Source organism: Catellatospora paridis (assembly GCF_009720365.1).
GTDB classification, from domain to species: domain Bacteria; phylum Actinomycetota; class Actinomycetes; order Mycobacteriales; family Micromonosporaceae; genus Catellatospora; species Catellatospora paridis.
The window spans coordinates 44,952-58,834 of sequence record NZ_ML769320.1; the positions used below are offsets into that span (position 1 = coordinate 44,952).

The 13,883-nt window shown below is 72.9% G+C and carries 12 protein-coding genes and 1 pseudogene; 4 read left to right on the plus strand and 9 right to left on the minus strand.

All coding sequences use genetic code 11. The annotated features are described in order from the left end of the window. Nucleotides 1-98 precede the first annotated feature (98 nt). The 6 genes and pseudogenes from F9C41_RS22755 to F9C41_RS22780 all read right to left on the minus strand — a co-directional run bounded on the left by F9C41_RS22755 (nt 99) and on the right by F9C41_RS22780 (nt 6,088). Nucleotides 99-1,247, minus strand: a complete 1,149-nt coding sequence (locus F9C41_RS22755) for a S8 family peptidase (RefSeq protein WP_155388860.1) — start codon at nt 1,245-1,247, stop codon at nt 99-101. Next, on the minus strand, nt 1,244-2,509 hold the full coding sequence (locus F9C41_RS41865) for a hypothetical protein (protein WP_155388861.1): 1,266 nt from the start codon (nt 2,507-2,509) through the stop codon (nt 1,244-1,246). The genes F9C41_RS22755 and F9C41_RS41865 overlap by 4 nt, the downstream gene beginning before the upstream one ends. Beyond that, nucleotides 2,509-3,093 (minus strand): hypothetical protein, encoded by a 585-nt coding sequence (locus F9C41_RS22765; protein WP_155388862.1) that lies wholly within the window; start codon nt 3,091-3,093, stop codon nt 2,509-2,511. The genes F9C41_RS41865 and F9C41_RS22765 overlap by 1 nt, the downstream gene beginning before the upstream one ends. A 136-nt stretch (nt 3,094-3,229) precedes the next feature. Then, nucleotides 3,230-3,625, minus strand: a complete 396-nt coding sequence (locus F9C41_RS42200) for an acyl-CoA carboxylase epsilon subunit (protein WP_407924732.1) — start codon at nt 3,623-3,625, stop codon at nt 3,230-3,232. A 292-nt stretch (nt 3,626-3,917) separates the two neighbouring features. After that, a pseudogene (locus tag F9C41_RS41435) lies at nt 3,918-4,442 on the minus strand (NYN domain-containing protein); the annotation flags it as partial. A gap of 62 nt (nt 4,443-4,504) precedes the next feature. After that, nucleotides 4,505-6,088: an acyl-CoA carboxylase subunit beta gene (locus F9C41_RS22780; RefSeq protein WP_155389023.1), complete on the minus strand. Its 1,584-nt coding sequence runs from the start codon at nt 6,086-6,088 to the stop codon at nt 4,505-4,507. Nucleotides 6,089-6,315: 227 nt separating this feature from the next. Between F9C41_RS22780 and F9C41_RS22785 the strand changes: the two genes are divergently transcribed. The 4 genes from F9C41_RS22785 to F9C41_RS22800 all read left to right on the plus strand — a co-directional run bounded on the left by F9C41_RS22785 (nt 6,316) and on the right by F9C41_RS22800 (nt 9,619). Continuing rightward, complete coding sequence (locus tag F9C41_RS22785; RefSeq protein WP_155388863.1) at nt 6,316-6,882, plus strand: hypothetical protein; 567 nt, start codon at nt 6,316-6,318, stop codon at nt 6,880-6,882. Nucleotides 6,883-6,911: 29 nt separating this feature from the next. Next, the gene (locus F9C41_RS22790; RefSeq protein WP_155389024.1) at nt 6,912-7,700 is read left to right on the plus strand and encodes a biotin--[acetyl-CoA-carboxylase] ligase; all 789 of its coding nucleotides are present in this window, start codon (nt 6,912-6,914) and stop codon (nt 7,698-7,700) included. Between the two features lie 255 nt (nt 7,701-7,955). Beyond that, nucleotides 7,956-8,888 (plus strand): hypothetical protein, encoded by a 933-nt coding sequence (locus F9C41_RS22795; RefSeq protein WP_155388864.1) that lies wholly within the window; start codon nt 7,956-7,958, stop codon nt 8,886-8,888. 182 nt (nt 8,889-9,070) lie between these two features. Next, nucleotides 9,071-9,619 (plus strand): PH domain-containing protein, encoded by a 549-nt coding sequence (locus F9C41_RS22800; RefSeq protein WP_120318077.1) that lies wholly within the window; start codon nt 9,071-9,073, stop codon nt 9,617-9,619. A 6-nt stretch (nt 9,620-9,625) separates the two neighbouring features. On the opposite strand, the gene F9C41_RS22805 is transcribed toward F9C41_RS22800, so the two are convergent. The 3 genes from F9C41_RS22805 to F9C41_RS22815 form a co-directional block, all read right to left on the minus strand. Then, on the minus strand, nt 9,626-10,348 hold the full coding sequence (locus tag F9C41_RS22805; protein ID WP_155389025.1) for a GtrA family protein: 723 nt from the start codon (nt 10,346-10,348) through the stop codon (nt 9,626-9,628). An 80-nt stretch (nt 10,349-10,428) separates the two neighbouring features. Then, nucleotides 10,429-10,938: a GtrA family protein gene (locus F9C41_RS22810; protein WP_155388865.1), complete on the minus strand. Its 510-nt coding sequence runs from the start codon at nt 10,936-10,938 to the stop codon at nt 10,429-10,431. Between the two features lie 20 nt (nt 10,939-10,958). Continuing rightward, nucleotides 10,959-13,685, minus strand: coding sequence for a sigma-70 family RNA polymerase sigma factor (locus F9C41_RS22815; RefSeq protein ID WP_196279901.1), 2,727 nt, complete (start codon nt 13,683-13,685; stop codon nt 10,959-10,961). Between the last annotated feature and the right edge of the window lie 198 nt (nt 13,686-13,883).

Below are 13,883 nucleotides of genomic sequence, written 5' to 3' on the forward strand. Positions count from 1 at the left end.
CTGCCTGGCTGGGGCGCGTCCGGGGCCGGGGGGGGGGGAACCCCGCCCGGGGGCGCGCGCCCGGGCGGGGCCGCGCGCCGCGGCGTGAACCGGCCAGGTCAGCGGCGTTTGCGCAGGACCAGGAACACCACGACGGCGACGACGACCAGGACCCCGCCGATCAGCAGGACCACGAGCAGGCCGACGCCCAGCAGGAGGCCGCTGCCGCCACCGCGGGTGTCCGGCAGGTCGGGGATCTCGGGCAGGGAGACCTCGACCGACGGCGCGATCGTCGGCGCGGACGGGGCCGCCGCCGGCGCGGTCAGCGCCGCGACCGGGTCGATGAGGCCGAAGCCGTAGTCGCGGTCCCGGCCCGCCGGGCCCTTGTCGACGGCGGTGCGGGTCATCCGCTCCAGCACCTCGTCGGCGGTGAGCTGGGGGTACTTCGACCAGACCAGTGCCGCGAGGCCGGCCGTGATGGCGGTCGCCGGGCTGGTGCCGCTGGACCGCCGGTACTGCGTGTTCGTGGCCGTGTTGATGCGGCTGGTGCTGGTGATGTCGACGCCGGGCGCGACCAGCTGCACCTCGTCGCCGCGCACCGAGATGGGGGCGACCGTGCCTTTCTGGTCGACCGCGCCGACCGCGACCGCGCCGGGGTACCGGCCCGGGGCCGCGACGTAGAAGTCCTTCGGCTGGTTGCCCGCGGCGGCGATGACCAGCACGCCCGCGGCGTGCGCCCGTTCCACTGCCTTGATCAGCACGGAGGAGTCGGCCGAGGGGGCCGACTCCGAGATCGAAATGATCTTCACGCCGCGCTTGACGGCCTCGTCGATGCCGATGGCGATGGCGTCGCCGCCGCCGTGGCCCTTGTCCGTGGAGATCCGGATCGGCAGCACCTTCGCCTTCGGCGCCATGCCCAGCACGCCGTCCTTGTTGCCGGAGCCGTGGCCGTGGCCCGCGATCAGGCCGGCCATGCCGCTGCCGTGGCCCTCGTCGTCACCCCAGCCGTCGCCGTCGCCACCGACGATCGTGTCGAAGCCCTTGAGCACGTTGCCGGTGAGGTCCGGGTGCTTGCCCTCGACCCCGCTGTCGATGACGGCGACGGTCACCCCTTCGCCCTGGCTGATGGCATGCGCCTCGGCGATGCGGAGGAAGGGCAGGTGCCACTGGTCGTCGCGGTACCGGTCGGCGTGCGCGGGAGTGCCCACGCCGACCGTGGTGACGGCGGCGAGCAGGCTCACCGCCGCCAGACGTGCGGCGAACCTCATCGGGCGAGCCCGATCGCCGGTCCGGGGTCGACCGGGCTCGGCGCGTCCGGCGCGTCCAGCACCGGCGCGCCGCCGGAGTCCACGGCCCACATGGTGTCCGGATCGAAGTCCGGGTCGTTCTCGTCACGCCGCTTGCCCGCGCCGGGCGCGCCGCCCATCGGCGCGCCGAAGCCGTTGGTCCCGCGACCGCTGACCGTGCCCGCCGCGCCACGGCCGCCCACGCCACCGCCGCCGCCGGGACCGCCGATCATGCCGCCGACCGGATTGGTGCGCGCGCCCGCGGCACCGGCGCGAGCGCCCATGCCGCCGCCGGGCGCGCCGCCGATGACCCCGCCCGCGGGCATCGCCCGGGGCGCACCCGCGTTCGGGCCGAGGCCGCCGATGACCGGGTTGCCGGGAACGGGCCGGCCCACCCCGGGCAGGCCGGGGACCGGCGGCGGAGCGCCGATCACCCCGAGGGGCGGCTGGCTGCCCAGCGGCGGCGTGCCGCCGGGGGTGACCGGGCCGGGCACACCCGGGATCGTGGGAGTGGGCGTGGTGGGGGCCGGTGCGAGACCGGTCAGGTCGGGGCCGGTGGCCACCGGCACCGGGATCAGCGTCGCGCCCGTCACGGTCGGTGTCGGGGCGACCGCCCCGCCGTAGGGCATCACCGGCGGGATCACCGGCGGCACCACGCCGCCGTAGTCGGTCTCGTTCTCGCCGCGGTGCCCGACCGGCGGCAGGTACGGCCGCGGCGGCGCCATGCTGACCCGGACCAGGGACAGGTCCGCGGACAGCCCGCGCATCACCGTCCGGGCCTCGCTCAGCTTGCCCTGCAGATACTTCTCCGGCGTCTGTCCACTCGGGAGCGCTACCGGCTCACCGTTGCGGACCGCGCGGTCGATGCGGTTGTAGTCGTCGCGGATCGGCTGGAGCTTGCGCTCGGCCTCGTAGAACGCGGCCGGGATGTCGCGGGAGTACTGGTGGTTCTGGGTGGACACGCGGGCCACGTCCTCGACGGCGACGATCAGCTCGTCGAGCTTGGCCAGGTATGCCTTGGCGGCGTCGCTGGACTCCGGCGGCCACGCCTGCGCCAGCTTCTCCCGGTAGGTCTGCAGCCGGCTCTTGTGCAGGTAGGCCAGCTCGCCGGCGCGCTTCCAACCGGACGCCTGGGTGTAGTGGGGCTCCAGCTGGCGGCCCGCCGTCAGCTCCCACATCTGCTGCATCGACTTGTCGTACCAGTTGGTGCCGGCCGGCGCCCGGTCCTCGGGTGGGATGCCCATCAGTAGTCCCCTCCGGTGTCGGTCGCCGTGCCGCCCGTCGGCGTGACCTGCGGGATGGTGGTGGTCGGCTGCGTCGTGCCGGGCGTCTGCCCGGTGGCCGGCTGCGTCGTCGCGGGCTGCTGCGTGGTGCCGGGCACCTGCGCGGTCGTGGGCACCGAGACGGTCAGGTTGCGGTTCACGTCCTGCGCCTTGGCCGCGCCGAGCGCGTCGGCCTCGCCGTACTTCTTGCTGATCTCGCGGGCCGCGGCGACGAACGCCAGCACCGCCTGGTCGTGCTTGAGCAGCGCGTCGGAGGTCTGCACCAGCAGCTCCCGCTGCCAGCCCAGGCTGGAGCACAGCTCGATGAAGTCGGCGTGCGGGTCGGCGACCTTGACCGACATGTCCTTGAAGACCTCGTCCGCGTGCGGCCGGTAGTCCTTGGTGTGCTCGTTCTCCAGCGCCTCGGCGAAGTCGACCAGGCTCTGCAGGTCGACGGCGAGGGAACCCTCGTCGTAACCCGTCATCGCGTTCGACTTGGTGTACCCGCTCTCGCGACCGTAGTCACGCAGCCAGGCAGGCCCTTTGTCCTCTTCGGGCAGACCCATCTCGCACGCCCTCCCCAGGGGTTCCTCGTCCGCGATCGGCGGCGCCGCGGTCAGTGACCAACGCGGTCCAGCACTGGCAGACTACCGAAATGGGGCAAGGATGCACACCGGGCTATCGGCCGTGCTCACCCGCTGGTCAGCGGGGTAGGCCGGAGCGCCGCCACGCGCCGGTTCCGGCCGCGGTGACCGCGGGCAGGCCGCTGCGCCACCACGCGGACCCCTCCGCCGCGGGCGCGGGCGCCCCCGCAGGCCGCGCCGACAGCACGGCCACCAGCGCCGCGACCTCCTCGGCCGTCGGCGGCCCCCGCTCGATCCGGACCACCGGCGGCCCCGCCACCCCACCCCCCCCCGTCCGGCCGGGCCAGGCCGAACTCCCGATACACCCGTGACCAGAAGCCGTCGCGAACCCACAGCCGTGCCTTCTCGAAGGGGCGCAGCGAGATGCCCAGCTCCTTCTCCGCCTCCACCAGCAGCTCCTTGTCGATGACCGTCGGCAGCAGCGGACCGGGCAGCAGCTCGCCGATGTTGTCACGGCCCCGGGTGAGGATCCACTTCTGGGCCACGTACTCGCCGATCTCGACGATCTCCAGGCGGTCCGGCGGCTGCGGGTGGGCGCGCCGCGCCGCGGGCACCGGGCGCGGCTCCGGGGGAGCCGAGACCTGCGCGGCGGGCAGCGCGATCGCGGGCCGCCCGGAGAACACCTCGGCGGGCGTCGGGGTGCGGATGCGCCCGGTCGCCGCGAAGTACGGCCGGACGAACTCCGCGTCCAGCGTGTACACCGTGTCGCTCTCCCAGACCAGCCGCTCCGCCTGGTTGGTGCCGTACGGCGGCTCGACGCCCCACAGGTGCACCCGCACGCCGTAGCTCTGCGCCGCCTCGACCGCCGACAGCATGTCCTCGTCCCCGGCGACGAGCACCGCGTCGGTGACCGAGCGGTGCCGGGCCAGCGTCTCCAGGTCGCTGCGGATCTGCGCGTCCACGCCCTTCTGCTGGCCGCGCAGGTTCAGGTTGCCCAGCCGTAGCTTGACCTGCGCCATCTGCGCGATGACGCGCTGGTCGATGGTGGGCACCCGGTCGCGGGCCGCGTCGAACCAGTACAGCCGCAGCAGGTCGGCGCCCAGGCAGTCGGCGGCCTGCGCCATGAGCGCGTGAATCATCCGCTCGGCGTCCACTTTGAACTCCGAGCGGTTCGACGTGCCGAGCAGCAGCTCCCCGGAGGCCGCGTACAGGTAGCCCACGTCCACCAGCACCGTGTACCGGCGTGGCAGCAGGTGACGATCGGCAGGCTGCTGCACGGTCATCCCGACATCGTTACACAGCGACCCGTCGGCGTGAACGTTCTGCCACATGACCGTCACTCAACGGTTAACAGTCGCGGTCACCGCGGGATGCTGAGCTGCCCGACACCCCGTCACAGCGGGATGTTCCCGTGCTTCTTGGGCGGCAGCGTCTCCCGCTTGGCGGCCAGCGCGCGCAGCCCCCGCACGATGTGCGCGCGGGTCGCCGACGGCCGGATCACCGCGTCCACGTAGCCGCGCTCGGCGGCGACGTAGGGGTTGGCCAGGGCGTCCTCGTACTCGTTGATCAGCTCGGCGCGGCGCGCCACCGGGTCGTCGGCCGCGGCCAGCTCCGCCCGGTAGAGGATGTTGACCGCGCCCTGCGCGCCCATCACCGCGATCTGCGCCGTCGGCCACGCGAAGTTGAGATCCGCGCCCAGGTGCTTGGAACCCATGACGTCGTACGCGCCGCCGTACGCCTTCCGGGTGATCACGGTGATCTTGGGGACGGTGGCCTCGGCGTACGCGTAGATGAGCTTGGCGCCGCGGCGGATGATGCCGTCCCACTCCTGGCTCGTGCCGGGCAGGAAGCCGGGCACGTCCACGAAGGTCAGCACCGGGATGTTGAACGCGTCACAGGTGCGCACGAAGCGCGCGGCCTTCTCGGATGCGGCGATGTCCAGGCAGCCCGCGAAGTGCATGGGCTGGTTGGCCACCACGCCGACCGGGCGGCCCTCGACCCGGCCGAAGCCGGTCAGGATGTTCTGCGCGTACAGCGGCTGCACCTCGAGGAACTCGCCGTCGTCGAGGATCGACTCCAGCACCGAGTGCATGTCGTAGGGCTGGTTCGCCGAGTCCGGGATCAGCGTGTCCAGCTCGGCGTCGGTGTCCGAGACCGCCAGGTCCGCCGCGACCGGCCAGGCCGGCGGGGCGTCCAGGTTGTTGCTCGGCAGGTACGACAGCAGCGCCTTCACGTAATCGACCGCGTCCTGCTCGTCACTGGCCAGGTAGTGCGCGTTGCCGCTCTTGGTGTTGTGGGTGCGCGCGCCGCCCAGCTCCTCCATGCCCACGTCCTCGCCGGTGACCGTCTTGATGACGTCGGGTCCGGTGATGAACATGTGCGAGGTCTGGTCGACCATCACGGTGAAGTCGGTGACCGCGGGGGAGTACACCGCGCCGCCCGCACACGGGCCCACGACCAGCGAGATCTGCGGGATCACGCCGGACGCGCGCACATTGCGGAAGAAGATCTCGCCGTACAGCCCGAGCGAGACCACGCCCTCCTGGATCCGCGCCCCGCCGGAGTCGTTGATCCCGATGACCGGGCAGCCCGTCTTCATCGCCAGGTCCATCACCTTGACGATCTTCTCGCCGAACACCTCGCCCAGCGACCCGCCGAACACCGTGAAGTCCTGCGCGAACACGCACACCGGCCGCCCGTCCACGGTCCCGTACCCGGTGACCACACCGTCGCCGTAGGGCCGGTTGCGCTCCTGCCCGAAGCTGGTCGACCGGTGCCGCGCCAGCTCGTCGAGCTCCACGAACGACCCTTCGTCGAGCAGCATCGCGATCCGCTCCCGCGCGGTCTTCTTGCCCCGCGCATGCTGCTTCTCCACCGCCCGCGCCGACCCGGCGTGCACGGCCTCCTCGACCCGCCGCTCGAAGTCCGCAAGCTTGCCCGCCGTGGTCCGCCCATCGACCCGGCCACTGTCCGGCACCGTAGTAGTCACGCCCCGGACTCTATAACCCACCTGAACCCCCGTTCAGTCATCTACACCACACCACCCCCACCCACCCCCCCGCGGCGGCGATCTTGCGTGGACTGTGGGTACGACACACGCGCATAGGACAAATGGGCAACACTCCGCGCAAGATCGTCGTGATCATGCGCCGTTCGGGTTGTTCGTTTCGTCCGGTTCGGGCGAATCGTTGAGGTGTTGTGACGATGTTCGGGGTGCTGCTGCTGGTGGGCGGCTTTACGGTGCTCGCCGTGGTGCGGCCGTGGCAGACGGACGACCGTGCGCGCAAGGAGGAGGTCGAGCCGCCCGACACGGGCGGGTTTCGGCCGTCCCGACCGCGCCCGGGGCCGCGGCGTGCCGCGTCGGTGACCGGGGCGGCAACGGTGAGTGGTGCCGCGACGGTGAGTGGTGCCGCTGCGGCGGGCGGTTCCGTCGCGCGCCGACCCAGGCCGGTGCGCGGGGCCGGGGCCAGGGTGTCCGGCACCGCGGCGGCCGGCTCCGTGCCGGAGACCGTGACCACCGTGATCCCGCGGATCGCGCCGTCGCCGAGCGGCGGCAGCTCCGTGGTGCCGCTGAAGCCGCGACCCGCGGCGCGGCGGGCCGAGCCCGGATCCGACCGGGTGCCGATGCGCCATCACCGGGTGGAGAGCATCCAGCGCGGGCGGCGGGTGTCCACCGAGCCGAGGGACACCGAGATCGTGCTCCCGGAATGGCTCGGCCCGATGTCCGTCGCCGACGACGCCACGCCGGTGCGCGCCCGCCACGCGGGCTGACCGGCGACGGATACGCTCCTGCGGTGGAGATGAGCAGGCCGCCGCTGGACCGGGACCACCTCGCGGCGCTGCCGCGCTGGCACGTGGAGGTCAAGGACGAGACCGGCTCCACCAACGCCGACGCCGCCGTGGCCGCGCGGGAGGGCGCTGCGGAGGGCCTGGTCGTCACCGCCGAGTCGCAGACCGCCGGGCGGGGCCGGCTCGGCCGCACCTGGGTGTCGCCGCCGCGCGCCGGGCTGGCCGTGTCCGTGCTGCTGCGCCCCGCGTCGGACGTCTCCGGCTGGGGCTGGCTCCCGCTGCTCGGCGGCGTCGCGCTGGCCGAGGCGGTGCGTGCGGTGACCGGGCTGGAGCCCGCCCTGAAGTGGCCCAACGACCTGCTGATCGGCGGGCGCAAGTGCGCCGGCCTGCTGGCCGAGGTGCCGGTGCCCGGCGCGGTGGTGATCGGCATCGGCCTGAACGTGAGCCTGCGGCCCGAAGAGCTGCCGGAGACCCCGACCGGCCTGCCCGCGACCTCCCTGCTGCTGGCCGGTGCGGCCGAGGCCGACCGGACCGCACTGCTGACGGCGCTGCTGGAGCGGCTGGGCGTGCGCTACGACGCCTGGCAGGCGGCGGGCGGCGACGCGGACAAGAGCGGCCTGCGGGACGCGTACCTGCGGATGTGCGCGACCCTCGGCCGCCAGGTGTCGGTGATCGTGCCCGGCGGCGCCACGGGCCTGACCGGCGAGGCCGTGACGGTCGACACCGACGGCCGCCTCGTCGTGCGGACCGATGCGGGCGACCAGCCGGTCGCCGCGGGCGACGTGGTTCACCTGCGCTGACCGCGCCCCGCGGAGCCCTGGCCGCATGCGGGAGTTCCCGAAATCCGCGCCTGCACGGACACCCACGCGATGTGAACCGCCCACGCAGTCACTCGACCGTCGCCCCGCGTGACGGGGTCAGCGGGAGTGGTGCGAAAGGAATACCCTCACCGGACGCCGGTTCGCTCCGTCCGAAGTGGTTCTCGGCGTGGACGGCGCAGGTCCGGCGTGACGTCAATGGTGCGAGCACATCGCACCGGACTCACGGGAGGAATCTTGACCAACGTACGACGCCGGGCGCTGCTCGGAATCGCCACGGCGATGGCGGTGTCGGTCGGTGCGCTCGCCGCTCCGTCGGTGGCGAACGCCGCCGCGGACAACTCCGCTACCGTCACCATCGGCAACCTGGTCCTGGAGCCGACGGAGCGCGGTTACCTGGGGACGCTCGACACCATCGTGCAGAACACCGGCACCGAGCCGGCGTACCTGGGCCTCGTGGTCGTCGAGCCGATCGCCAACTCCTGGCAGATCACCGAGATCGACGACGCCTGCGTGTGGAACTGGAACACCGACGGCCGACGCACCGTCTACTGCGGCCTCGGCGGCCAGTTCCAGCCTGGTGAGCAGCGCGACGTCGACTCGACGTTCCGGGTGCTGAGCAAGACGCGCAAGTACGCGATGCAGGCGCTGGGCGGCGAGATCGGCGTCAGCTTCAACGACGGATCGATCGGGCCGCTGACGCCGTTCTCCGCGCTGCTGCGCAGCACGACGGGTTCGGTGGCCGACCCACGGCCGTTTGTGCAGGACACCCAGACCAACATCACGGTGAAGACCGGCAAGACCCTGAAGCTGCGACGGGACGCCGACGGCCGGTTCCGCGGTCGGCTGCCGGTCACGGTTACCTGGCGTGGCAACACCCCGCACCAGGAGGTGTATCTCGACCTGCAGAACCTGCCCGACGGCTTCTGGCCTGACGGCACGGATCCGCAGAGCGGCCCGTGCTTCAGCGGCTGCCCCGTGCCGGGCGGCGAGTTCATGCAGGGCGAGACCCGCACGTACGACCTGATCGTGTCCGCTCCGGAGGACGCGGTCGTCGGCAGCACCGCCACGATCACCGCGACGACCATGGTCAACTGGGGTTTCCAGCCGGTGTCCGACGTCGACCCCGCCGACAACACCCGCACCTTCACGATCAAGATCGTCGGCTGACGGCAGGCTGACCGGACGGGCACCCGGACCTCAGGCCGGGTGCCCGTCGCCGGCACACCATTGCCCGGACAGACCGATTGCCGACGGAGCACCGATGGCGGATGGCCGGGTGTCGCCTCGTGCAACTACCCTGCTCGCGGACAATCGTGCGTTTGATCGCAGGCTGTAACGAGGAGGCACGGATGGCGTTCCCTGAGGACGTGTTGACCGCGGACGAGCACGTGGTGCTCGACCTGCACCCCCATTGGAAGGCCATGATCCGGCCGGTGACGGTTCTGGTCCTGGCGGTGGCGGCGGTGATCACCGCCCTGCTCTTCGACCTCGACGCGATCCTGGTCTACATCGTGGCGGGCCTCGCGGTCGTCGCGGTGGCCTGGCTGACCTTCTGGCCGTGGCTGGTCTGGCGCACCACGCACTACGTGCTGACGAACGAGCGCGTGCTGCTGCAGACCGGTGTCTTCTCGCGGGACCGGCGGGACATCCCGCTGTCGCGGGTGAACGACCACGCGATGAGCCAGAAGTTCATCGAGCGGCTGCTCGGCTGCGGCACGCTGACCATCGAGTCGGCGGGCGAGCGCGGCCAGTCGGTGCTCAACGACATCCCGCATGTCGAGAAGGTGCAGACGACGCTGTACGAGCTGGTCGAGGCCGACCGGGATTCGCACTCGTACAACGACAACGAGCGCTCGGTCGCCCCGGCCCAGCAGACCAAGGTCGAAGAGACGAAGTGAGTCGGGCTACCGCTCTGGGCGCGGCTTCGCGCGCGTGAGCTCCTCGGCGAGCTCCGTGTCGGTGAACTCCGCGTCCAGGGCGGCCAGCTGCTCGGTGGCCCGGTGCTCGGCGGCGAACTCCGCCTCGAGCGGGGCGGTGAGCCGGGCGAAGTCGTCGGGGCGCAACTGTGCGGGCACCGGCACGCCGGCCAGCGCGCTCGCGGCAGCCTCGGCGTCGACCAGTTCCTCGACGCTGTCGACGTGCACGTGCGCCGGGCCGAAGTCGGCGTCGATGCCACCGGCCGCGACGGCGACCTGGTTCGCGGGGGCGAACACGAAGGTGCGGTACGTGTAGAACCGGAAGATCGTGCCGAGCACGAGGCCCAGGAGCTTGGCCGCGTTGAGTGCCAGCAGGCCGTGCAGGCCCAGGGCGTACTTGGTGGCGCCCATGATGGCCAGCTCGATGGCGAGGCCCGCGGCGTTGAACAGGACGAAGAGCAGGAACTCGCGGCCCATCGCCTGGCTCGTCCGGCCGCGGTAGGTCCAGTGCCGGTTCATCAGGTAGGACGTCACCATCGCCACGATGGTGGCCACCACGTTGGCCTTGAGCTGGCCGTTCGGGAAGATCGTCAGCACCAGGGCGTTCAGCACCACGAAGTTGACCACGGTGTTCGCGCCGCCGACGATGGCGAACTTCAGCGCCTCGGGCCCCATCTTGCGGAGGCGTTCGGGCAGCAGGCGATCGAGCATCGTCAGATCAGGGCGCACTGGGCCACCTTACGCGAGTCGGGCAGGGAGGGTCGGCAACGCAACTCCGAATGCAAGCCAACTCACCCTGCCTGTGCCTGCGCCGGGACGGCCGGAGCGCCGTTGAAGACGAACCGGCGATAGGCCCAGAACCGGAAGACGCTGGCGATTCCGGTGCCGAACAGCATCTTCGCGATGTTGTCGGCCAGCCAGGTGTGGAAGACCCCCGGCCAGATCCCGCCCAGCACGTCGTGGCTCAGCCACACCACCAGGAGCGTGATGCCGAGGCCGACCAGGTTGAAGAAGAAGTACAGCGAGTATTCCCGGGTCAGGCTGGAGCGTTCCCGGTCCCGCCAGGTCCAGTAGCGGTTGCCGAAGAACGCGCCCGTCGCGGCGACCGCGATGGAGATCGCTGCCGCGGCGAGCGGGCCGGTGGGCGACCGCAGCAGGTTGAAGACGACGAAATCGACGACGTATGCCGCGCCGCCGACGACGCCGAACTTGCCCAGCTCGTGGATCAGGTGCCGGAACTGCGCGACGAGCCGCAGCGGCAGTGCTGGGGCAGGTGGCGCGGTCGGCGGTTTGGGGGTCACCCGGCGAGCCTACCGTGCCGTCACCGCGGGACCCCTGCACGCGAAGGCCCGGTGATCACCGCGAGCACGCCCACCTCCATCGGATCACCGCCCATCCGCAGCTCGGCGGTGCTGCCGGCGGGGGCCTTGCCGGCCGCCCAGAGCACGTCCAGCCCGGGGGTGCGCCAGGGGCACAGACCGGGCACGGTCCGGCAGGCCAGCGCCGCGGCGCCGGCGTTGCGGCCGCCGCCGAGGTTGCCCGGTTCGCCCGCCGGGGAGCCGTCGATGAGCAGCTCGTCGCCGGTCAGCGCGAGGTCGCCGTCCCAGAGGGCGAGGCCCACCCGGACCCGTCCCGCGCCGCCCAGCCCGACCGTGGTCGCCGTGTCGCCGCGCCCGGTACGCGGGCCCAGGTAGACCGCCGCCTCGCCGCGGGGCGCGGCACTGTGCTCGTACACCACGGCCAGCGTCCAGCCCGCGAACTGCTTGCGCCCCCGTGGCAGCGGCTCGGCCGGGGCGGCCAGCCACCAGTCCCCGCCGCCGCCCTTGCGGAGCAGTTTCGTGACGTCGGCCACGCCCTGGGTGAGCGAAGCGCCCGACTCGGCATGCCCGAACCGCACCTCGACCGGCTGCCAGGCCCCCTTCGGGCCGTGCAGGGCGACCAGTTCGGGCAGCTGCGCCGCGGAGGCGGCGACGACCAGCCCGGCCCAGCGCACCTTCGCGTCGTCCGGCAGGCCCAGCCGGGCTCCGCTGGCCGCCTTCTCCCCGGCGAGTTCCGTGATCGGGCCCTTCGGCCCGGCGGGACCCAGCTCATCGAACAGGCCGTCGGGTGCGGCGGGCTCGCCGAACGCGGGCAGCAGCGCAGACATGTCCAGCACGTTGTTGTCCGTGCCGAGCAGGCACAGCGGGCGCGGCCGGCAGGACAGCAGGGTGCTACCGGCGAGCGCGACGTCGACCCGGCCGCGGGCGGCGTGCCCGAGGCGCAGCCCGCCCGGCGCGACCGGCACCCGGAACACGGTCGCGCTGCGCCGCTGCCCGTACGTCGCGGCGACGCCGACCTCCTGGAAGCCGCTGACCGTGGCGTCGGCCAGCACCGGGAGCCGGGCCACCGACCGGGCGCCCTTCTTCCAGCGCGGCCGGTCACAGGAGGCGCCCGTGGCCGTCGCCTCGCACTGCCAGCCGTCCCCGGCGGCGGTCCCGGCCAGCCGCAAGCCCGCGGGCAGCGTCACGTCGATCCGCACGGCTCCGGGCGGCGCGGCGGCCCCGGCCACCGGAGACCCGCTGGGCTCAGGTTCCACCGACGCGGTCCCGGCCAGTCGTCGCGCGACCGGCTGGAACCGGGCGGCATCCGGAACCGCGTCGGAGGATGCGTGCACCGGGATGGGCAGCGTGCCGGCGCGGCCCGCCACCAGGTCGACCTCGGTGAACTCCGGGGCCGACACCTCGGCGACGGGTTCGGCAGGGGGAGCGGGAGCGACCGGGGCCGGTGCCACCGCGGGCGGCGGCTTGGGCACGGTGACCGGAGCGGGCCTGGCCGGCGGCAGGGCGACGGCCGGGCCCTGCGTGGTGCGGCCGGGGGTGGAGGGCGCCGGCCGGGTGGCGGTCACCGCGGGCGACGGCGGGGGTACGGACACCGGTGGCGGTACGAACACCGGCGGCGCGGCCGGCACCGGCACCGGGACCGGCGCGGCCCGCGACGGTGCGTTCGGTGGCGTCGGGGCGGCCGTCATCGCGACGAACACGGTGATCCCGGCCAGCGCCGCGATGCCCACCCCGGTTCCGGCGACGATGCTCGCGCCGCCGTACCGGCTGATCAGGCGGCCGGGTGCGGCCAGCAGCCACCGCCCACCGGCGATCGTCAGCCCGGCGAGCGCGGCCAGCCACCCGCCCAGGTGCTCCCAGACCTGCGGCCACCACAGCACGAGCGCTCCCCAGGCGGTGGCCAGCCAGCCACCGAGCGCGAGCTTGCCCGCGCCGGCCAGGTAGGCGGGCGCGGCGGCCCCCAGTAACAGGGGGGCGATGACGCTGCGCAGGCCGGCGTTCTCCTCGGTCAGCTCGCGGTGCAGGCGGCGGCACTCGGCGCAGCCGGACAGGTGCTCGTCGACCTTGCCGCGGTCGCGTTTGGCCAGCGCGGCCCGCACGTATCCGGCCAGGTGCGAGCCGGTCCAGTGGCAGCGGGGGTTGCCGGTGAGCGCGATGTGCTCCTGCAGGTACATCTGGCGCAGCCGCTCCCGGGCCCGGTATGCCAGCGCGGCGACGCCGTTCGGGGTGAGCCCGAGCAGCGGGGCGACCTGCGACGGGCTCTCGCCCTCCACCTCGGTGTGCCAGAGCACGGCCCGCCAGCGCTCGGGCAGCCGGTTGAAGGCGCGTGCCGCGTACGACGTCTCCAGCCGGGAGATGGTCGGGTCGTCGACGGGCTCCGCGGTCTCGTAGCGGGTGAGGTCGTCGGTGAGCTCGACGCGGCGCTCGCGCCGGGCCCGGTCGTAGCGGGTGTGCCGCATCGTGGTGAGCAGGTACGCCCGGAAGGCGGTGTGCGGCCCGCCGCCGTTGCGCAGCGCTGTCAGCACCTTGGCGAAGGTGTCGGCGATCAGGTCGTCTGCGTCGGCGTGGTCGGTGCTGAGCACCCGCGCCAGCCGCCGCGCCGATTCGAGATGGCGCTCGTAGAGCAGTCCGAACGCGTCGGTGTCGCCGCCGCGGACGAGGGAGATGAGTTGTGGATCGCTCTGCGGGTCGGTGGACTGATCCTGGGCAGGGTAAAACGCACTGGTCACGGCCGCCTCCGGGGGGAATGTCACGGTTTCGCCGGCTGCTAGGGACGTTAGACCAATCACCCGATTTGCGGAATATGTGGAGCTCATGATGAAGTCGCGATAGCAGCGTTCGCCCGCGCCCGGAACGGGTAAGGGAAGAGAAGTGACCGGGCTCGCACGCGTCAGGGCCGTCGCGCGACGAGGACGCTGCTTGATCAA

Bases quoted from the DNA above. Each gene is read 5' to 3' on its own strand.
- F9C41_RS22755 (WP_155388860.1), bottom strand. From the start codon at position 1,247: ATGAGGTTCGCCGCACGTCTGGCGGCGGTGAGCCTGCTCGCCGCCGTC.
- F9C41_RS41865 (WP_155388861.1), bottom strand. From the start codon at position 2,509: ATGGGCATCCCACCCGAGGACCGGGCGCCGGCCGGCACCAACTGGTAC.
- F9C41_RS22790 (WP_155389024.1), top strand. From the start codon at position 6,912: ATGAGCAGGCCGCCGCTGGACCGGGACCACCTCGCGGCGCTGCCGCGC.
- F9C41_RS22785 (WP_155388863.1), top strand. From the start codon at position 6,316: ATGTTCGGGGTGCTGCTGCTGGTGGGCGGCTTTACGGTGCTCGCCGTG.
- F9C41_RS22800 (WP_120318077.1), top strand. From the start codon at position 9,071: ATGGCGTTCCCTGAGGACGTGTTGACCGCGGACGAGCACGTGGTGCTC.
- F9C41_RS22765 (WP_155388862.1), bottom strand. From the start codon at position 3,093: ATGGGTCTGCCCGAAGAGGACAAAGGGCCTGCCTGGCTGCGTGACTAC.
- F9C41_RS22805 (WP_155389025.1), bottom strand. From the start codon at position 10,348: ATGCTCGATCGCCTGCTGCCCGAACGCCTCCGCAAGATGGGGCCCGAG.